The following is a 19,258-nucleotide window of genomic DNA, read 5'->3' on the forward strand; positions in this document are numbered from 1 at the left end:
ATGCAGGTGTTCAATCTCGCCCTCTTTCTTCTCGAAGCGGTGTTCTATTTCGCCGTGATGACCGCCTTCCTGCATTTCCGCCGCCATCTCGGCCTTGGCATATTTCTTGCGGCACTCGGCGTCATGCATTTCATGGAGACCTATCTTGCGGCGGTCTTTTACATCGAACTTCCGTTCGGCACCGTTTCACCAGGCTCGTCAGTGTTTTTTGCCGGGAAGCTGATGATGATCCTGCTCCTTTACCTGAAAGAGGATGCGGCAGTCGTCCGCCAGCCGATCTACGGGCTTTTTCTCGGCAATCTCCTGACGGTCGGCATCGCCCAGATTCTCCAGGCGCATGAGGTCGTGGCACTGCCGGGCGGCCGCGCCGCAGACATGGTGTTCCTGAGCGAGATGGGCTGGCTGATGGTGTGGGGCACGGCGCTGCTCTATGTCGACGCAATCGGCATCATCCTGCTCTATGAACGGCTGGGGCGGGTGCTGCGCGGCAATGTGGTGCTGCGTTTCGCGATCAGCGGCGCAGCCATCCTGACCTTCGACCAGATCGGCTTTTATTCGGCGCTGAACATCCTCTTCGGCGCGCCGCCTTCGGTCTTCTTCGGCGGGTGGTATGCCAAGCTGCTGTCCGTGGTGCTCTATTCGCTGCTGTTTGCCGTCTATCTCAAGATCGAGCAGATCCCGCGGCTCGCCAGATCGACGCGCGAGATCACCGATATCTTCAACGACCTGACGTTTCGCGAGCGTTACCAGGCTCTGCTTGCCAAGAGTGGTGTCGACGGGCTGACCGGCCTTTTCGACCGCGGGCGCCTCGAGGCAGAAGTTCCGAAGCTCATTCACCGCTGTCTCGATCGCGGAAACGGGCTCAGCCTGATCATCGTCGACGCGGATCATTTCAAGCAGGTCAACGACCTCTTCGGCCATCTGAAGGGTGACGAGGTGCTGAAGGAAATTGCGCTATGTCTGCAGGCGGGCTCGCGCCCGAGCGACCATCTTTCCCGCTTCGGCGGCGAGGAGTTCGTGCTGATCCTGCCCGATACCGACCACGACGGCGCCCTGACGATCGCTGAACGCCTGCGCATTGCGATCTGCCGATCGGTCATACGTCCTGACGGCCAATGCGTGACTGTCTCGATCGGCGTGGCCACGGCTCCGGAAGACGGACACGCACTCGATACACTGCTCGGGCGCGCCGACGAGCGGCTCTACCGCGCAAAAAATGACGGCCGGGACAATGTCCACGGCCGTCTTGGCAGGCTCGTCCCGTCAGGCGCAGGGACGGCTTAAGCGGCGAGAGCGAGCTGCCGGTTGCGCTGCTGGGCGCTGGCGATCGCCTTTTCAGCAGCCTCGGGGCCGAAGGCGAGGCCTTCGACATAGATGACTTCCACATCGGTCATGCCCAGGAAGCCGAGGATGGTCGTCAGGTACGGGACGGCATGGTTCATGCCGGTGGCCGGACCTTCGGAATAGACGCCGCCGGAGGCGAGCACGATATAGATCTTCTTGCCCTTGGCGAGGCCTTCCGGGCCTTCAGCCGTGTAGCGGAACGTCTGGCCGGCGCGGGCAATGTTGTCGATCCAGCTCTTCAGCGTCGAATAGATGTTGAAGTTGATGAGGCCGGTGGCGATGACCACGGTATCGGCAGCCATCAGTTCGGCGACCAGCTTGTCGGAATAGTCGGCGGCGGCGGCTTCTGCCGGAGTGCGGTCGGCCGCAGGCTTGCGGATGGCGGACGTGGTGACGCTGTCGAGATGCGGGATCGGGTTGGCGCCGAGATCGCGATGGACGACCGACGTACCATTGTCGCGGGCGCTCAGTTCGTTGGCGAGGTCATGGGCGACCTTGCTGGAGAGCGAGTCGTCGCCGCGTGGGCTGGAAGTGACGAGGAGGATCGAGGACATGCTTCTTTTCCTTATCTGGAGATCTTATCTGCGGTCTTGGGCCTGCAGAAGGATTGAGGAGCGGGTGGATCCGCTGTGTTCGAGAGAATAGATAGGCGTGGACGCCCATCGATAAAACTGAGATAATATCGAAGCTATCTATCGAAAATATGGATGACGACCATGGATGCCAATCCCACACTCGATCAGTTGCAGGTGTTTCTGGCGGTTGCCGAAACGGGCAGTTTTTCCGCAGCTTCGCGGATGCTGAACCGGGCGCAATCGGTGGTGAGCTATACGATCGGCAATCTTGAGACCCAGCTCGAAGTGACGCTTTTCGAGCGCAGCGGCGCCCGTCAGCCGAAGCTGACCGAAGCGGGCAAGGCGCTGCTGACGGACGCCCGGCGCATTGTCGCCGACCTCCAGGTGATGCGCGCCCGGGCAAAGAGCATCAAGCAGGGGCTGGAGGCGGAACTGTCGGTGGCGCTGAGCGTGATGGTTCCGTCCGATGCCGTCGTGACGGAGCTGCGCGAGTTCCGGGAGAGGTTCCCGAGCGTGGCGCTCAATCTCAATATCGGCGAGCTCGGCATGGTCATGGAGATGGTCATTTCCGGGAAGGCCGATATCGGTATCGGCGGATCGATCCTTCGGCAGGAGGATTCGGTGGTGATGGAGAAGATCGGCTATTCCTTCATGATCCCGGTCGCCGCTGCCGAACATCCGCTTGCAAAACTCGGTCGGCCCCTGACGCTCGCGGACGTGCGCGAGGAAGTCCAGATGGTCGTCACGGATACGTCCGGCCTGACCAAGGGCCGCGATTTCAATGTCCTGTCCTACAAGACATGGCGCGTCAGCGACATCGCCACCAAGCACCAGTTGATCAAGGGTGGTCTTGGCTGGGGCGGCCTGCCGGCTTCGGTCGCCGGAAGGGACATCATGGACGGAACTCTCGTGGCGCTCGATCTCGAAGCCTACGAGCAGAGCCAATACCCGCTCTATGCCATGCGAAAAGCAGCAAACCCGCTGGGACCTGCGGGCCGGTGGCTGGTCGAGGCCATGGAGCGCCGCCTTTCGAGCTGCCCGAGCCATGACGACTTCAAGCAGATGCTCGGTATCGAACCTCGGGAAGGGATACCTCAAGCCGCCGAATAGCCGAAGCGGTTCCGGCGGGGCGTGGGGTTCAGAGCCACTCGATGCGCTTGAGGATCCACAGCGTGCTGGCGGAAATAACGATGACCAGCGCAACGATGAGCAGGAAAGCCCAGGTCTCGCCGACGCCGGGAATGCCGCCGACATTCATGCCGAAGAGGCCGGCGACGACGCTCGGAGGCAGGAGAAGGGCCGCCAGCGCGGCAAGCCGGTTGGAATTGCGCGCGATCCGCTCGCCGATGACCGTGGAAAGGTCGTCATGAAGGATGCCGGTGCGGTCGCGGATCGCGTCGAGATATTCGATGAACCGCATCAGTTTGTCGATGACCTCGCGGAAGCGGAGCTTGTCCCGCTCTCTGAGCCATGGCGCGTCGTCGTGCTCGATCCTGCTGAGCGCGTCGCGTTGCGGCGCGAGATAGCGGCGTAGCTGCACGGCGCGGCGACGCAGCAGCTTGAGCCTCTGGCGGACCTCGCTCGCTTCTCCCTTGAAAATCAGCTCGTCGAGTTCGTCGACCTCTTCGTCCATGTCGTCGAGCACCGGCTCCAGATCGCGGACGAGCTTGTCGCTGACGAGCGCTAGCAGTTCTCCCGCCTGCCGGGGACCCTTGCCGTTGTCGAGCGCCCGCCGGATGTCGCGTAGTGCCGTGATATAGTGGCCGCTGTCGCGCAATGTCACCAGCCGGTGTTCGTCCACCCAGATATGCAGGGGGACGAGGTCGATCTCGTCGGAGTTCTTTTCTGCTTCTTCCGGCGGAGCGGCGCAGACACCGCGCAGGATGATCAGCAGCCCGTCGTCCAGGGGCTCGACGCGCGGGCGGGAATCCTCTGCAAGAAGAGCCTCCGCCACCAGCGGATCGAAGCCGCCATTGGTGTTTATCCATTCCGCCGTTGCCGGATGATCGCGCTCGAAATGCAGCCAGACGAGACCGTCTCCCGGCTTCCAGCTGCAGGCCTCGGCCATGTTCATCGTCCTGCAGCCGCCGTGCCCGTCGAGGACAAGGGCGAAGCGCAGGCCGGGTTCGTCTCCGTAGCTTACCGCGGTCTTCGCCTTTTCGAGCATCCGTGCGCGTCCTCCCCGCCGATTTCGGATCGATTCTACCAGCAAATACCATGCCCGCGAAGGGTAAGCATTCCCTCAACAACGGCGGAACGACCGGCGCGCGCCGGCCGCGAGTTGACGACGTTTCGACCTCTGATATAACGGCGCCACGGTCTGCAGTTCACCGAGGCGTCGCCGTCCCGAAAGGGAAGCTAAACCTGCACAGACAAAGATGATCAGCACTTATCCCGTGCTAGAGTCGACAAGCCGGCGACCAGCGACACCCTGATTTTGAGGGAATGGCGCGTTTAAGGATAAGACATGCCGAGATCCATCTTTCCCATGGAGATCGCCGACCTGTCGGCTTTCGCCAAATCCCTTCGCAGCGAAATCCTCAGGTTCGATCACAAGCCGAGCCATCTGGAGATGCTCAATCTGCTGACGCGCGCAGCGGGTTTTCGCAATTACCAGCATTTTCGGGCTGCTTCCAAAACGGCCGACGTCGTCGCTGAATGGCGCCCGGTGCTGGACGACATGCCGGCGCCCGATGAGGCGCGGGTGCTCAAGACAGCGCGCCATTTCGACGAAGAGGGCAGGCTGGTGCGCTGGCCCGGCAAGCGCGGACTGCAGGAACTCTGCCTGTGGTTCCTGTGGTCGAAGATACCGGCGGACCGGGAGTTCACCGAACGTCAGATCAGCGAACTCTTGAACACGCTGCATCTGTTCGGCGATGCCGCGATGTTGCGCCGCGACCTCTTCGATTTCGGTCTCGTCCAGCGCACCCGCGACGGCCGTGAATACCGGCGCATCGAGCAGAAGCCGCCGGCCGAATTGAAACTGCTGTTGTCGCGAATCGGTCTCGCCAGGGCGACGGCGGCATAACCGCCGGTCAGCCCATTCCGGATCGGTCCAGATCGCGATCGTGAGCCATCGGTCGGGAATTTCCCTCCCGATGGCACCTCCGATGGGTTCAGAGTTCCAGCGTCCCCTGGATACACGTGACCACGTCTCCACCGATCCAGATATCGTCGCCGACTTTGTCGACATACACCCGGCCGGCGCGACCAAGCACGGTGCCCTGGGCCGCAACGTAGCTTTCCGGCGCGACACCGGATCCGATCAGCCATTGGGCAAGGCCGGCGTTGAGACTGCCGGTGACCGGATCCTCATAGCCGTTGCGGGTAAAGGCGCGCACCTCGAATTGCGCCTCCTTCCCGTCAAGATCGGGATTGAAGCGTCCGACGAGCCCGACGCGGGTGCCGGCGAGAGCGGAATAGTCCGGCTTGACCGCCAGCACATCGGCGCGCGAGGGCAGGCGCACGCCGATCCAGTCCGGGCCGTTCTCGCACCAGTTGGAATCCTCGATCAGGTTGGTGGGCAGGCTGAGCGCCTTGGCGATCCGCTCCACCAGCGCCGGTTCCACAGGGCCGCTGCGCGTAAGCGGCGGCGCCGCAAACGCAAGCCGATTACCGTCACGGCGGATGCGGACGAGGCCCGCGCCGCATTCCTGCATGATGTCGCCGGTCGGTGACGTCTGTTGCTGCGAGAGCCAGACATGCGCAGTGCCGAGCGTCGGATGGCCGGCGAAAGGCAGCTCCTGCGACGGTGTGAAAATCCTGACCCGGTAGCTGGCCTTCGGATCGGTCGGCTCGAGCAGGAATGTCGTTTCGCTGAGATTGGTCCAGTTGGCGAAGGACTGCATCTGCGCGTCGCTCAGTCCATCGGCGCCGATCACCACGGCAAGCGGATTACCGCGCATCGGCTGGCTGGAGAAGACGTCTACCTGCTGGAAGGAGAATTTTGGCATTGGCTTGCCTCATGCAATTGAAAAGAAAGACGGCAGCCAAGGCTGCCGTCCAGATATCGCCGAAGGGTGGTGTTGGCCGTTACAGCACGAGCCGGAACTTGGCGAAGCCGTTCTCGCCGTCGCCGGCGTCCTCGATCTTGGCACCCTTGACCGCGGTCGCGAACTGGCGGGCCTTGGGGCCGGTTTCGAAGATGGCGCTTGTGCCGGGCAGGGGCTTGAACGACCAGTTGGCGTCGGCCGACGGGTTAATCGTGCCCTGTTCGACGATATAGCGCACGATCACGTCGCGGTTGGTGTCGGGTGCCACGAAGATCACCTTGTCGCCGGCGATTTCCGGGAACTTGCCGCCGCCGCCGGCGCGGTAATTGTTGGTGGCCACCACGAATTTCTGGGCCGGGTCGATCGGCTTGCCGTTGTACTTGAGATCGACGATGCGGTTGGAGTTGGCATTGATCAGCTTGCCGTCCTTGTCGAACCGGGTCGGCTGCGACAGGTCGATCTGGTAGGTGACGCCGTCGATGACGTCGTAATTGTAGGACGGGAAGTCATTGTTGAGGAGAGGTGCGTCTTTCGCGCCCGCCTGCACCTGATTGAACATGCCGGCCGACATTTCGAGCCAGTTCTTGACCTGAGCTCCCGTGATCAGCACCGCCTGCACGGTATTCGGATAGAGATAGAGGTCGGCGACGTTCTTGATGGCGATGTCGCCCGCCGGGACATCCGTGAAATACTCGGCGCCGCCGCGGCCGCCCGCCTTGAAGGGCGCCGCCGCAGAGAGCACGGGAATGTCCTTGTACTGGCCCTCTTTCAGCATGTCCTTGATGTACCAGGTCTGCGCATTGGCGACGATCTGCACCGACGGGTCGTCGGCGACCAGCGCGAAATAGGAATAGAGCGGCGCCGAGCTCTTGCCGACCGCGCGGCGGATATAGGCGAGCGTCGCCTCATGCTCTTCCTTGGCGGCGGCGATGACTTCCGGCTTGTCCTTGACGTCTGCGACGATCTTGCGGGCCTCGTCGCGATGATAGATCGGCCGGGCTTCGGACGTCGAATCGACGATCTTCCAGCTCTTGCCGTCCTTTTCGAGCAGCAGGTCGATCAGCCCCATATGCGAGCCCCAGAAGCCGCCCATGACCGCCGGCTTGCCCATCAGCTTGCCCTTCTTGGTGTCAGCGCCGACAATGCCGTCGAAATCCTTGGTGCCCGGGAAGACCAGATGCTGGTGGCCGGTGAAGATCGCATCGATGCCTTGGATGCCGGCGAGATAGAGCGAGGCGTTTTCCATCCGGTCGCTCTGTCCGCCTCCGTCGATGCCGGAATGGGAGAGGGCGATGACGATGTCGGCGCCTTCCTCCTTCATGACCGGCACCCAGGCTTTGGCCGCATCGACGATGTCTCGGGTCTGCGCCTTGCCTTCGAGGTTCTTTGCGTCCCATGTCATGATCTGCGGCGGCACGAAGCCGATAAAGCCGACCTTGACCGGGCTCGTCGCGCCTGACCCGTCACGGATCTGCTTTTCGACGATCACGTAGGGCTTCAGGAAAAGCTCGTCCTTCTTGGCGTCGGAGGCGAGCTGGCCCTTGGTGAGGTTGGCGCAGACATAAGGGAAGCCGGAACCGGCCAGAACCTTGAACAGGAAGTCGAGGCCGTAGTTGAATTCGTGGTTGCCGAGCGTGCCGGCATCGTAGCCGAGCACGTTCATCGCCTTGATGACCGGGTGCTTGTCGCCGTCCTTCATGCCGCGCTCATAGGCCATGTAGTCGCCCATGGGATTGCCCTGCAGGAAGTCGCCATTGTCGATCAGCATGGAATTGCCGGCTTCGGCGCGGATCGCGTCGATGACCGAGGCGGTGCGGGCAAGGCCGAGCGTGTCGTTCGGCTTATCGGCGTAATAGTCGTAGGGGAAGACGTGGACGTGGATATCGGTCGTTTCCATGATGCGCAGATGCGCCTGGTTGCCAGCCGCACGGGCAGCAAACGGGTGCAGCATGACAAGCGCCGACGAGGCGGCAAGACCTCCGAGCAGCGAGCGGCGGGTGATCGGATGAAGATCGTTGAGCGATGGCATGGCAGCCTCCTTGGAGCGGACCGATAAGCGACAATTCGGCGCCATATTGACCTGCGTGGATTGTATCGCCAAGCGGATTCTGAGCGGTGGAGGAGATAGTCGTGAGGATCGCTGGGCCTATCCCAAAAGCGGTCGGAAGGAGGTGTCAACCGGACGTATCAATAGGCCGCCATTCGCATGGCGTCGACGAGTTGGGCCATCTGGAAGGGTTTGGGAAGGACGGGGATATGGCGCATGTCGGCAGGCAGGCCGAGCGGCCCGTATCCGGTCACGAAAATGAAGGGAATGTCCCGCGCGGTAAGGATCTCGGCGACCGGAAAGCTGGCTTCGCCGGCGAGGTTCACGTCCAGCAGGGCCATGTCCAGGGGAAGCGACCGGGCCTTGCTGATCGCATCATCGAGCCGCGAGGCCGTCGCCATCGTCCTGCAGCCGATCTGCTCCAGGAACTCTTCGAGCATCATCGAGACAAGCGCCTCGTCTTCGATGATGAGGACGCGAATTCCGGCGAAGATTTGGGTGTCGTTCACCTTGCCCCCATTTGCACGAATGGCGTCACCTCCGCCGAGACGGCGACATCGGCGAGCGGCGCTTCCATCGTGCCGATGATCCCGGCAGGCTGGTCGAATATCACCGATGCCTTGCCGCCGAGATCCTGGGCAAGGCTGCGCTCGATCAGCCTGACGCCGAACCCTCGTCTCGAGGGCGCCACGACCGGCGGGCCGCCGCTTTCCGTCCATGTCAATCGCAGCAGAGGCTTGGCACCCCCGACAATCTGCCAGTTGATCGCGACCTGACCGTTGACCGTCGAGAGCGCGCCGTATTTCAGGGCATTGGTCGTCAATTCGTGCAGACCCATGGCAAGCGCGAGCGCCGCCCGCGGCAACAGCCGGAGGGAGGGCCCGGAGACCGCGAAGCGATAGTCGCCGCCCTCGCCGAAAGGTGCCAGCGCGCCGGTCACCACGTCGTCGATATTGGCCCCCTCCCAGCTTTCGCGGGTGAGCACGTCATGGGCGGCCGCCAGCGCCATGAGCCGCCGCTCCAGGTTCTGGCGCACGATCGGATCGCCGCCCCGCAGGGTCTGGGAGGCGATGGCCTGGATTGTCGCAAGCGTGTTTTTGACGCGGTGGTTCAACTCGTTGACCATGAGCTGTAGCCGCTCTTCGATCCGTTTCCTCTCGGTGATCTCGACCGAGACGCCGACCAGGCCGATGACTTTACCATCGGCGTCGCGCAAGGGGGCTTTAGTCGACGACCATATCCGCGGATGGTGGCCCGCGTGGCTGATGGCTTCTTCGAATTCCTCGGTTTTCGCCTGGTCCATGATCCGGCGATCGTTGGCCATAACCGCCCCGGCCTGGCTTTTGCTGCCCAGGAATTCCATGTCCGTGCGTCCCTCGACTTCGGACCATGGCCTGCCGATCAGGTCGAGCGCCGTGACATTCGCCAGGATGATGCGGCCCTCCATGTCCTTGGCGTAGATCAGCCCCGGCGCGGTTTCCAGGATGGTGCGCAGCAGGATGTTGGTCTGATGGAGCTGGCGTTCGGCCTGCTTGATGGAGGTGATGTCATGGCTGACTTCGATCGCGACTTCCGGCTCCCCGGCCTCGCCGCGGCTCAGCGACCATTTGCTGACGATGTGGATCTCCCTGCCGTCCTTATGGCGACGCGTGAGCTCACCCTGCCACTCGCCATCACGAACGAGGGCCGAATTGATTTCCTCGAGAGAGCTTGGGCAGCGGGTGTGCAGGAACTCGACATCATCCTTTCCAAGGGCTTCTTTCTCGGAATAACCGTAAAGGCGCTCCGCGCCGATCCCCCAGAATACGATCCTGCCGTCGAGGCTGCGCAACATGCCCTGCGTCTGCCCAAACGCCTGCATGAACCGTTCGAGCCGGCAGAACTTGGCGTCGATGTCGCGCTGTATCCTTCGTTTTGCCCAGATGGATGCTGCGAACAAGGCGGTCGCAAGCGCCAGGAGGACAACCGCCTCGGCCGCAGTGACGGCCGGACGGCTTGGCTCGTCGGACTGCGCCAGAAGTGCGCCCAGTGCCAGGAGGGCGACTGCAAAGCATGTGACAAGGGTAACCAGCAGGCGCGGCGCCCGCGATGTCGGAGAGGGCAGGCTAAAGGGAACAGCAACCATCTAAGCACCCTTTGTTTTGCCTGTGCGCCGTGACTGTCGGCTCAATACAGGCGGGAAAAACGTGGACACTTGAACAGTCGCTACTCTTGACGAGGGCGGTTTTAGTTTCGCCGGCTCCGGTTTAGATTAGGGTTTTATCACTTATGGATTCAACGGCAAGTAGTAAATAATTAGTAAATGCCACTCAGCGCTTGATATTTCTGTTGGGCGCCGCCTTTACATTGGTTTCAATTATGCATGGCGATGATTCGTGACGCACGAATAAATTGAAGTCGAGTGGAAGCGAAATTGAGCCATCCGGCCTCAGCGCGAGGCTGGAACTTCCCTGTGGAAGAAGCGGAAATAGGACGATACCTGCGCCACCGCATTGCTGTTGATGCTGAACTGCACACCGAGGCGGCCACTGCGGCGCCATTTGACGGTGCCTTCCAGGATGCCGAGTTCCTCGCTTTCGATCCGGACCGGACTGCCGTCGGCGGCATGCAACGTGCGTCCGCCGAGGTCGAGCGCCATGCCGGTTGGCGAAAGGTCGGTAACGCGGCCTTCGACGGCTTGGTTGAAGTATTTGACCGTACCGAGGATGCGGGTTTTCTTGCGCTCGGCACTACGGGTCTTCATTCGTCCGTTGCTGGTGGTGATCATGCGGTGCGGCCCTCGTTGTTTCTCTGACGCGGAAGATACATGCCGCGCCTTGAAATCCTTTTAGGACGATCCGTAAAAGTCGAGCGATCCCGATCATAGTCCCACATTCGGCTTGTCGATGATTTCGCGCAGCGCGAAGCTCGAATTGATCTTCACCACATGCGGCAGCGCCGACAGCCAGTCGCGATGGATCCGCTCGTAATCCTCGAGGTCCTTGGCGGCGACCCGCAGGATGTAGTCGTATTCGCCCGACATCAGGTAACAGACCAGCACGTTGGGACAGAGTTTGACCGCCGCTTCGAATTCCGTGAGCGTCCTGGCGAACTGGCCGGACAACGAGATGTGGACGATCACCATCATCTTGTAGTCGAGCGCCTTGTTGGAAAGCCGGGCGTGATAACCGCTGATCGTGCCGCTCTTTTCAAGGATGTCGAGCCGCCGCGAACAGGCGGACGCCGACAGCCCGACACGCTCGGCAAGCTCCGCATTGGAGATGCGGCCTTCCTGCTGCAAGGTTCGCATGATCGCAACATCAATGGCATCGAATGCACTCATTCGTGGATCCTTCGAAAAATCGGCCGTTCAAGCAATTATCTGCGAAAATGCGACATTTCGCAATTCGTCTTCGCAAGGACATTCACGCGATTTTCTGGTTTTCTTTCTCACGGGAACATCAACGGCGAAAGCCACAACTGAGAGGAACGCTGAATGCGTGTCGGATGCCCGAAGGAAATCAAAAACCATGAATACCGCGTGGGGCTGACGCCCGGCGCGGTACGTGAATATGTGGCCCACGGCCACGAGGTTCTGATCGAGACCAAGGCAGGTGCCGGCATCGGCGCGGATGACGGCGCCTATGTGGCAGCCGGGGCCAGGATCGTCGGTTCGGCCAAGGAAATCTTCGAAAAATCCGACATGGTCGTCAAGGTCAAGGAACCGCAGCCCTCCGAATGGGTACAGCTCCGCGACGGCCAGCTTCTCTATACCTACCTTCATCTCGCGCCCGATCCGGAACAGACCAAGGGTCTGCTCGCGTCCGGCGTCACCGCCATCGCCTACGAGACCGTCACCGACGATCGCGGCGGGCTGCCGTTGCTGGCTCCGATGTCGGAAGTCGCCGGCCGCCTGGCGATCCAGGCGGGTGCGACCGCGCTGCAGAAGGCCCATGGCGGCCGCGGCATCCTGCTCGGCGGCGTGCCCGGCGTGCTGCCGGCCAAGGTCGCCGTCATCGGCGGCGGCGTCGTCGGCCTGCATGCGGCCCGGATGGCCGCCGGTCTTGGCGCCGACGTCTCGATCATCGACCGGTCGCTGCCGCGCCTGCGCCAGCTCGACGACATCTTCAACGGCCGCGTCCACACCCGGTATTCGACGATCGACGCGGTGGAAGAGGAAGTCTTCTCCGCCGACCTGATCATCGGCGCCGTGCTGATCCCCGGTGCCGCCGCACCGAAACTGGTCAGCCGCGAAATGCTCTCGGGCATGAAGCAGGGTGCGGTCATGGTCGACGTCGCGATCGACCAGGGCGGCTGCTTCGAAACCTCGCATGCGACGACCCATTCCGAGCCGACCTACGAGGTTGACGGCATCGTCCATTATTGCGTCGCCAACATGCCGGGTGCCGTGCCGGTGACCTCTGCGCATGCGCTGAACAATGCGACGCTGCAGCACGGGCTGGCGCTGGCCGACCGCGGCCTGCGGGCGATCGCCGAAGACAGGCACCTGCGCAACGGCCTCAACGTTCATCGGGGCCGGGTCACCAACAAGCCGGTCGCGGAAGCGCTCGGCTACGAGGCCTTCGCTCCGGAAAGCCTGCTCAGCGTCGCGTAACCGGAAGTGCCGCGGACCGGCTGAGACACTTTAGGGGCTGGAGAGACGCCGGGCGCTTCGCGTCCGGCGTTTTTCTGTGTTCAAAATCAATGCGATATGATTTAGATATATCTAAGTCATTGACGGAGCATCTGGTGTGCTTATCTTTAGATATATCGAAAGACAGTCTAAGGAGATGAAAATGTTCAAGCACAGGTTCGATGGACGTAATGGCTGCGGCGAACGCGGTGGCAGCAAAGGGTTCGAGGAAGTGTTCGCCGCCCGCGGCGGCCCGTTTGGTGGAGGATTTGGACGCGGCGGCCGGGGTGGTCCCGGCGGCGGCCGCGGTTTTGGCGACGACGGCGATGGCCGGATTGGCCGCTTCCTGATGCAGGGCGACCTGCGCCTCGTCGTATTGGCGCTGATCGAGAAGGAGCCGCGCCACGGCTACGAGATCATCAAGCATATCGAGGATCTCACTTACGGCTTCTATGCACCGAGCCCCGGCGTCATCTACCCGACGCTGACCTATCTTGAAGAGGCCGGCTATGTGGTCGCCGAGGCGGACGGCAACAAGAAGCGCTATGCGATCACCGACGAAGGCCGCAAGTATCTCGACGAGAACCGCGGCTTTGCCGCGACGATCCTCGATCGGTTGTCGCAGCTCGCCGAGCGCATCAAGCAGCGGCAGGAGCGCCACGAACGCGGCCGCGAAACCGGCCCGTCACTGCCGCGCAGCGTCGATTCCGCCATGCTCAACCTTCGCGAGGTGATCGCCCGCAAGCTCGAGGGCGACGAAAAGAAGGGCAGCGAGATCGTCAGGTTGCTGCTCGATTTCGCCGAAAGCCTCGAGCGCGACAACGAGCAGGGTGACAATACCCAGAATTGAAGCCTAAGCGGGCTTCAGGACGAACATGATGGCGCGCCGCTTCGATAGAACGGCGCGCTTTCGCGTTTCAGATTGCGAGAGCCGTGTCCGCGAACGCCGGCACTTCGACCTTGTCGATCCGGCACTGGTAACAATTGTTGCGGGCCGAGCGGACATGCACATAGGCGATGTCGTCACGGGCGAGCAGTTCCTCGGCGCGCGAGGCGATCGTCTCGGTCGGCGTCACTGCGCCGCTGCCATAGACGATCCGGTCGTCCGGGCCGTAGCCGCGCACGATATAATCCGTGCTCGCCAGCATCGGCGGCAGGACCTCTTCCGCCGCGTAACGCCGGCAGGGCTGCTTGTGCAGGAAGATCGGGCCGGTTTCCGCATAGGGCTGCAGTTCGGGGAAGGGCCGGTAGGCGAGAACCAGCAATTCCTCGCCGGCATCGATATTCTTGAGGCAATGGCGGCAGGGATAACCGGGTCCGTCGGATGTCATCGTTTCGGGCTGGCGTCCGTAGGCGTCGGCGCCGCCCTTCCAGAGATGCTCTGCATCGGCGGCGGGCATGGCTTTGAAGGAAATGGTCATGGGGTTCTCCTGTGCGTGTTGCACAAGAGATGCGCCTGTCGAATGCCTCTCGCCACCCGATACTTGCCTCCGGTCAAGAATATGAATGCGTCAGCATCATCACCACCAAAGCGATCAGCATCGCCTTGGGTGAGAATCGCGACATCAGCCGTCGAGCGCTTTCAGGAGCTCGGCATCCGTCATCGGCGGAACCAGCGCTTCATAGGTCGAAACCGGCGAAAAACCCATCATCTGGTAGAGCTGCAGGGCGCGCGGGTGGTCCAGCGTATTGGTGGTGACGGTCACCTTCTGCGGATTGTCCTGCCAGGCGGCATAGAGCGCCTGGAGCAGGAACCACTTGCCGATGCCGAGCCCGATCGCCCGCTCGAACAGGCCGAAGTAGGAGAGCTCGATGACGTCGTCGCTTTCCTTGAACAGCTCGAAAAAGCCGGCGGGCGCGCCGTTGACGTAGAGCACCGTGACGGAGGTTCGCGGATTGTGGACGGCGGCCGCCAGTTCGTCGTCACCCATGCGCAGGCGCTTGTACCAGTGCCAGCGTTTGCCCACCTGCCGATAGAGATAGCGATAGTAGTGAAGCGGGATTTCGGGGGCGCGGATGATCGCCGTCTGGATATTGACCGGCACGGCCAGGCTTGTTTTCGGCGGTGCGGTCATTTCCAGGCTGGTGACATGGGCTTTCAGCGGAGCGGGCTTCCTGGCCATGACGCTCACGCCGCTTTCGGCGAGGGCGGGCCGGTAACCACAGGCGTATCTTGGCGGCTGCCCCATTCGGTCCATGAACCGTCATAGAGCGCGTTGTCCTCGTGGCCGAGGGATTCGAGGGCCAGCGTGATGATCGCGGCGGTGATGCCGGAGCCGCAACTCGTCACCACCGGCCGGCCGAAGTCGATGCCGGCATCCTCGATCGCCTTTTGCAGCTCGGGCAGCGAACGCAGCTTGCCGTTGACCGAGAACGTGCCGGACGGAAGGCTGAGCGCGCCCGGCATATGGCCGGAACGCATGCCGGCGCGTGGCTCCGGGTCGGTACCGGCGAAACGGCCGGCCGGCCGTGCATCGGCGATCTGGCGCGTGCCTTCGCTGACGATCGACAGCATGGTCTGGAAGTCGATCACCTTGTCGACCCGGAAATTCGGGGTGAAGGTGACGGGTTCGGGCGAGGGGACGGTCGTTTCGAGGGGCCGGCCCTCGGCCTTCCAGCCGTCGATGCCTCCGTCGAGCACGAAGACCTGGCCTGCGCCCATGATCCGGAACAGCCACCAGCCGCGCGGCGAGGAGAAAATGCCGGGACCGTCATAGATGACGATCCGGTCGTTTTCGCGGATGCCCATGCGGCCGACGGTCTCGGCAAACACGTCCGGCGCCGGCACCATATGCGGCAGGCCGGTCAAGTGATCGGCGACCCTGTCGTGATCGAAGCGGATGGCGCCCGGAATATGCCCGGCTGCGTATTCGGCATCCGCGTCGCGGTTCTGCGCGGGAAGATAGAAGGAGGCGTCGAGGATCTTGAGGTCGGGGCTGCCGAGCTCGTTGTGAAGCCACTCGGACGAAACGACGAAACGGCTGGTTTCACTCATGTCATATCTCCTTTGGGCCGATATATCAGGCCTCTGCGCCGGGCTCGCCGAACCGGATGCGGAACCGGCGGTTTTCCTTGCCCTTCTTCTCGATCTTGGCGATATGAATCGCCCCGACCTCCTGCGTTTCGGAGACATGTGTTCCACCGCAGGGCTGGCTGTCAACGCTGGAATTTTCGCCTATGCAGACGAGGCTGACCCGCCCGAGACCCATCGGCGGGCGTACGTTCTTCGACTTGACGATGCCCGGATTGGCGGCAAGCTCTTCGTCGGTGATCCACTGCACGTAGACGGGGTGGTTCTGGCCGACCAGTTCCATCAGCTTGGCGGTTACCTCCTGACGGTCGATCGTGTCGGTCATGTCGAAATCGACGCGCGACTCCTCTTCGCCGACGGCGGCCCCGGTGATCGGATACTGGCAGACGACGGAGAGAAGATGGCAGGCGGTGTGCATGCGCATCAGCTTGTAGCGGCGCTGCCAATCGATATGCATGACCAGGTTTTCGCCGACCAGCGGCTGGGCTTCGCCTTCCAGGGGCACGTGGAGGACGATATCCTTGGTGGCGCCGTGTCTGGTCTGCCCAAGCTGGATTTTCGTGCCGTCGGCGCGTTCGAGAAAGCCTGTATCGCCCGGCTGACCGCCGGACGCGGCGTAAAAACAGGTGCGATCGAGCTCGATGCCGCCGTCCTCGTGGATGGCCGTCACCACCGCTTCTGCTGTCGATAGATAGAAGTCGTCGCGGTAGAGAGCTTCAACGGGCATGGATCACTCTGTTCTTTGAAGGGTATCAGACCGTCTGGAAGGGAATGTCGATCTGCCGTTTCTGCACCAGCCAGGCCGGCACCGGCAGGCCCTTCGACTTCAGGAAATCCGGGTTGAAAAGCTTGGACTGATAGCGGTTGCCGTAGTCGCAAAGCACCGTCACGATCGTGTGGCCGGGGCCGAGATCCCTGGCGAGGCGAACGGCGCCGGCAATGTTGATGCCGGTCGAGCCGCCGAGGCAGAGGCCTTCGTGCTCGACGAGATCGAAGATGTAGGGCAGCGCTTCCGCATCCGGGATCTGGTAAGCGAAGTCCGGTTTGAAACCTTCGAGATTGGCGGTGATGCGGCCCTGGCCGATGCCCTCGGTGATCGAATTGCCTTCCGACTTGAACTCGCCATGGGCGTAGAATTCATAAAGGGCGGCACCTTCCGGATCAGCGATGCCGATCTTGATGTCCGGGTTGCGGGCCTTGAGGCCGAGGGCGACACCGGCAAGCGTACCGCCTGAGCCGACTGCGCAGATGAAGCCGTCGACCTTGCCGCCGGTCTGCTCGAAGATCTCGGGCGCCGTGGTCTGGACATGGGCTTCGCGGTTGGCGACGTTGTCGAACTGGTTGGCCCAGATCGCGCCGGCGGGTTCGGTCTTTGCAAGCTCCTCGGCAAGGCGGCCCGAGATTTTCACGTAGTTGTTCGGGTTCTTGTAAGGGACGGCGGGAACCTCGACCAGTTCGGCACCCAGCAGCTTCAGCGCGTCCTTCTTTTCCTGGCTCTGGGTTTCCGGGATGACGATGACGGTGCGATAGCCGAGCGCCTTCGCGACCACGGTCAGGCCGATGCCGGTATTGCCGGCCGTGCCTTCGACGATGACGCCGCCGGGGCGCAGCAGCCCCTTCTTTTCAGCGTCGCGGATGATGTAGAGCGCTGCCCGATCCTTGACCGATTGGCCGGGGTTCAGGAACTCCGCCTTGCCGAGGATTTCGCAGCCGGTCGCTTCGGAAGCGCCGTTCAGCCGGATGAGGGGCGTGTTGCCGATCACGTCGAGGACGGAGGAATGGGAGGTCATCGGGGGTGCCTTCTTGTTCATCGCACATGTAAACAGGGTCTTTTCGGCGGACAAGGACCCGGAGGCAAGAAATTCTGTTTCCGGAAAGGGTTTGCCCCCGTAAAATCCATCTATCCGAGGCCGGATCCGCGGTTGCGAGGGGTGGGTGAAAGAGGGTTCGAAGTGCCGTCCTCTAATGTATCGACAAGCCCTTAAAAAAATCGGCCCTATTATATTGGAAGTAGTAATCCAAATTTCTCTCCATGCGTATAGACGTACAGTTAAAGCAGAGACGAAACCGCTTTAGGCGACGCATTGACCTCGCTTTGACCGGATTTTTGCATAAAACTGGCATTTTGGACATGCTGCGGAACCTTGAACGGCTGGATCTTCTGATCGCGCATTACGTGTCCGGCTCACTTCCGGAGCCGGCTCACGTTCTCGTCGGTTCGCATCTGGAAATGCAGGCCTCCGCCGCGAAACTGGCCGGTCTCATGGAGGGCCTTGCCGGTGAGATCCTGCAAATGACCCCGCCCGTGGCATTGTCGGCCCGCGAGCGACGGTTGGCTGAGATCTTCGCCTCCGCCGCGCCGGCGGAGCCTCCTGCCAGGATCTTCGCAAAATCGGGATTTCCCGCGCCGCTGCGCGCCTATGCGGGTACGGACCTTGCCGATATCAGATGGAAAACGAAGCTCCCGGGATTGCGCCATCACGTCATCGAAAGGTCGAAGGATGTCGAGACGAGCCTTTTATGGGTACGACCGGGAAGGGCGCTGCCCCAGCACGGCCATCAGGGGCTTGAACTGACCTTGGTGCTCGACGGCGAATTTCGCGACCATCGCGGCAATTTCGGCAAAGGTGATATCTCGATCGCGGACGAAACACTGGACCATCGGCCGATCGCGGGCAAGCGCGAGCCGTGTCTCTGTTTTTCCGTGCTGTTCGCGCCGATCGCCCTTTCCGGCTCCACCCTCCGGCTTTTCGGCGATCTGATCGGTCTCTGAACCATCAAGGCCGGCGACCGCCGGCCCATTCGTTCAGTTCAGATGCAGTTGCGCTTCGCTGACCGCTTCTTCGAATTGCTGGCGCGCTTCCTCCGGCGATCTGCGCCCATCGAGCGCTGCCCGGCAGACGCTGCGCGCCTTGACAAAGTGTGGTCCGCGCATATCCGGCCACCGATCCGTCAGGAGCGCAAGCGCCTCGAACGGTCCGTTGATGACCTCAGTACCGAGTTGCCCGAAGGCGACGCGCACCGGTTTTTGCCAACTTGCCTGCGGCATCTTTCGTTTCCTCCCTGAATATCAACCTTGGAAAACGACGAAGCGAGCAATTGGTTCCGTCGGATTCCAAAAAATATTTGATCGGGCAGGCGATGGCCCAAAAGACAAGCCGCCGTACCTCTCGACACGACGGCTTTCCGTCAGCAATAAGGAGGCGATTATTCGACGACCTGAACGACCGTGTGGGTGCGCGGATCGACGATGACGCGCTGCTGATTGACGACCGCATAAGCGTAGGTCGGCGATTCCGGGATAGGCGTCAGCATGACCTGCTGCGGGATAGGCTGGCCGACGACGACGCGCTCCTGCACCACCACGGACTGCTGGACAGGTTGCTGGCGTACATAGGTGACGACCCGTTCCGGCGGCGGATCGATCGCCGTGCCGGCGACCGCGCCGACCACGCCACCCACGGCAGCACCGACCGGTCCACCGACGATTGCACCGGTAACCGCACCGCCCACGGCACCGTTGACCGTGCTCTGCTGGGCCATGGCGCCGGTCGCGAGGAGACCGATCGCGGCGGAGAGAATGATGAGCTTTTTCATGGTCACTTCCTTTCGGTTGAAGTGGCCGGAGAACGTGGCGGCATCATCTTTCGTTCCGCC

At 62.1% G+C, this 19,258-nt stretch carries 21 protein-coding genes; 6 read left to right on the forward strand and 15 right to left on the reverse strand.

Annotated features, from left to right (window positions below; genetic code table 11):
• Positions 1-1,284: a GGDEF domain-containing protein gene (locus ACSQ3G_RS06490; RefSeq protein WP_436109442.1), complete on the forward strand. Its 1,284-nt coding sequence runs from the start codon at positions 1-3 to the stop codon at positions 1,282-1,284.
• Here ACSQ3G_RS06490 and ACSQ3G_RS06495 read toward each other — a convergent pair.
• On the reverse strand, positions 1,281-1,898 hold the full coding sequence (locus ACSQ3G_RS06495; protein WP_105401124.1) for an FMN-dependent NADH-azoreductase: 618 nt from the start codon (positions 1,896-1,898) through the stop codon (positions 1,281-1,283). The genes ACSQ3G_RS06490 and ACSQ3G_RS06495 overlap by 4 nt on opposite strands.
• 162 nt (positions 1,899-2,060) lie before the next feature.
• Between ACSQ3G_RS06495 and ACSQ3G_RS06500 the strand changes: the two genes are divergently transcribed.
• The gene (locus ACSQ3G_RS06500) at positions 2,061-3,029 is read left to right on the forward strand and encodes a LysR family transcriptional regulator (protein ID WP_436111674.1); all 969 of its coding nucleotides are present in this window, start codon (positions 2,061-2,063) and stop codon (positions 3,027-3,029) included.
• A 28-nt stretch (positions 3,030-3,057) separates the two neighbouring features.
• On the opposite strand, the gene ACSQ3G_RS06505 is transcribed toward ACSQ3G_RS06500, so the two are convergent.
• Positions 3,058-4,086, reverse strand: a complete 1,029-nt coding sequence (locus ACSQ3G_RS06505) for a CorA family divalent cation transporter (protein ID WP_105419373.1) — start codon at positions 4,084-4,086, stop codon at positions 3,058-3,060.
• Between the two features lie 300 nt (positions 4,087-4,386).
• On the opposite strand from ACSQ3G_RS06505, the gene ACSQ3G_RS06510 reads away from it, so the two are divergent.
• A complete protein-coding gene (locus ACSQ3G_RS06510) occupies positions 4,387-4,947 on the forward strand; it encodes a DUF2087 domain-containing protein (RefSeq protein ID WP_436109443.1) in 561 nt (186 codons plus the stop codon).
• Between the two features lie 88 nt (positions 4,948-5,035).
• Here the strand turns inward: ACSQ3G_RS06510 and ACSQ3G_RS06515 are convergent, their stop codons facing one another.
• From ACSQ3G_RS06515 to ACSQ3G_RS06540, 6 genes are all read right to left on the reverse strand, one after another.
• Positions 5,036-5,872, reverse strand: coding sequence for a PhzF family phenazine biosynthesis protein (locus ACSQ3G_RS06515; RefSeq protein WP_436109444.1), 837 nt, complete (start codon positions 5,870-5,872; stop codon positions 5,036-5,038).
• A gap of 79 nt (positions 5,873-5,951) precedes the next feature.
• Positions 5,952-7,940, reverse strand: a complete 1,989-nt coding sequence (locus ACSQ3G_RS06520) for a bifunctional 2',3'-cyclic-nucleotide 2'-phosphodiesterase/3'-nucleotidase (RefSeq protein WP_436109445.1) — start codon at positions 7,938-7,940, stop codon at positions 5,952-5,954.
• Positions 7,941-8,098: 158 nt separating this feature from the next.
• Positions 8,099-8,467, reverse strand: coding sequence for a response regulator (locus ACSQ3G_RS06525; RefSeq protein WP_436109446.1), 369 nt, complete (start codon positions 8,465-8,467; stop codon positions 8,099-8,101).
• Entirely contained in the window at positions 8,464-10,083 is a 1,620-nt protein-coding gene (locus ACSQ3G_RS06530; RefSeq protein ID WP_436109447.1) for a sensor histidine kinase, read from the reverse strand. The genes ACSQ3G_RS06525 and ACSQ3G_RS06530 overlap by 4 nt, the downstream gene beginning before the upstream one ends.
• A 303-nt stretch (positions 10,084-10,386) precedes the next feature.
• On the reverse strand, positions 10,387-10,725 hold the full coding sequence (locus ACSQ3G_RS06535) for a PilZ domain-containing protein (protein WP_105419365.1): 339 nt from the start codon (positions 10,723-10,725) through the stop codon (positions 10,387-10,389).
• 93 nt (positions 10,726-10,818) lie between these two features.
• Positions 10,819-11,280, reverse strand: a complete 462-nt coding sequence (locus tag ACSQ3G_RS06540; RefSeq protein ID WP_105424932.1) for an Lrp/AsnC family transcriptional regulator — start codon at positions 11,278-11,280, stop codon at positions 10,819-10,821.
• A gap of 153 nt (positions 11,281-11,433) precedes the next feature.
• Here ACSQ3G_RS06540 and ald point away from each other — a divergent pair, with 153 nt between their 5' ends.
• Positions 11,434-12,552 (forward strand): alanine dehydrogenase, encoded by a 1,119-nt coding sequence (ald, locus tag ACSQ3G_RS06545; RefSeq protein WP_046624153.1) that lies wholly within the window; start codon positions 11,434-11,436, stop codon positions 12,550-12,552.
• Between the two features lie 181 nt (positions 12,553-12,733).
• A complete protein-coding gene (locus tag ACSQ3G_RS06550; RefSeq protein WP_436109448.1) occupies positions 12,734-13,420 on the forward strand; it encodes a PadR family transcriptional regulator in 687 nt (228 codons plus the stop codon).
• A gap of 67 nt (positions 13,421-13,487) precedes the next feature.
• Here the strand turns inward: ACSQ3G_RS06550 and ACSQ3G_RS06555 are convergent, their stop codons facing one another.
• The 5 genes from ACSQ3G_RS06555 to ACSQ3G_RS06575 all read right to left on the reverse strand — a co-directional run bounded on the left by ACSQ3G_RS06555 (position 13,488) and on the right by ACSQ3G_RS06575 (position 17,391).
• Positions 13,488-13,991, reverse strand: a complete 504-nt coding sequence (locus ACSQ3G_RS06555) for a DUF1203 domain-containing protein (RefSeq protein ID WP_436109449.1) — start codon at positions 13,989-13,991, stop codon at positions 13,488-13,490.
• A gap of 144 nt (positions 13,992-14,135) precedes the next feature.
• Positions 14,136-14,693: a GNAT family N-acetyltransferase gene (locus ACSQ3G_RS06560; RefSeq protein WP_046668066.1), complete on the reverse strand. Its 558-nt coding sequence runs from the start codon at positions 14,691-14,693 to the stop codon at positions 14,136-14,138.
• 5 nt (positions 14,694-14,698) lie between these two features.
• Complete coding sequence (sseA, locus tag ACSQ3G_RS06565; protein WP_436109450.1) at positions 14,699-15,565, reverse strand: 3-mercaptopyruvate sulfurtransferase; 867 nt, start codon at positions 15,563-15,565, stop codon at positions 14,699-14,701.
• A gap of 25 nt (positions 15,566-15,590) precedes the next feature.
• On the reverse strand, positions 15,591-16,328 hold the full coding sequence (locus ACSQ3G_RS06570; protein WP_105429771.1) for an alanyl-tRNA editing protein: 738 nt from the start codon (positions 16,326-16,328) through the stop codon (positions 15,591-15,593).
• A 25-nt stretch (positions 16,329-16,353) separates the two neighbouring features.
• Positions 16,354-17,391 carry a cysteine synthase A gene (locus ACSQ3G_RS06575; RefSeq protein ID WP_436109451.1) on the reverse strand — a complete coding sequence of 346 codons (1,038 nt, stop codon included), beginning with the start codon at positions 17,389-17,391 and terminating at the stop codon, positions 16,354-16,356.
• Positions 17,392-17,732: 341 nt separating this feature from the next.
• On the opposite strand from ACSQ3G_RS06575, the gene ACSQ3G_RS06580 reads away from it, so the two are divergent.
• Positions 17,733-18,374 (forward strand): ChrR family anti-sigma-E factor, encoded by a 642-nt coding sequence (locus tag ACSQ3G_RS06580; RefSeq protein ID WP_436109452.1) that lies wholly within the window; start codon positions 17,733-17,735, stop codon positions 18,372-18,374.
• Between the two features lie 33 nt (positions 18,375-18,407).
• Here the strand turns inward: ACSQ3G_RS06580 and ACSQ3G_RS06585 are convergent, their stop codons facing one another.
• Complete coding sequence (locus ACSQ3G_RS06585; RefSeq protein ID WP_007772754.1) at positions 18,408-18,650, reverse strand: DUF982 domain-containing protein; 243 nt, start codon at positions 18,648-18,650, stop codon at positions 18,408-18,410.
• A 158-nt stretch (positions 18,651-18,808) separates the two neighbouring features.
• Positions 18,809-19,198 carry a DUF1236 domain-containing protein gene (locus ACSQ3G_RS06590; protein ID WP_436109453.1) on the reverse strand — a complete coding sequence of 130 codons (390 nt, stop codon included), beginning with the start codon at positions 19,196-19,198 and terminating at the stop codon, positions 18,809-18,811.
• Between the last annotated feature and the right edge of the window lie 60 nt (positions 19,199-19,258).

The organism is Neorhizobium tomejilense (assembly GCF_964254135.1).
GTDB classification, from domain to species: Bacteria; Pseudomonadota; Alphaproteobacteria; order Rhizobiales; family Rhizobiaceae; genus Neorhizobium; species Neorhizobium tomejilense.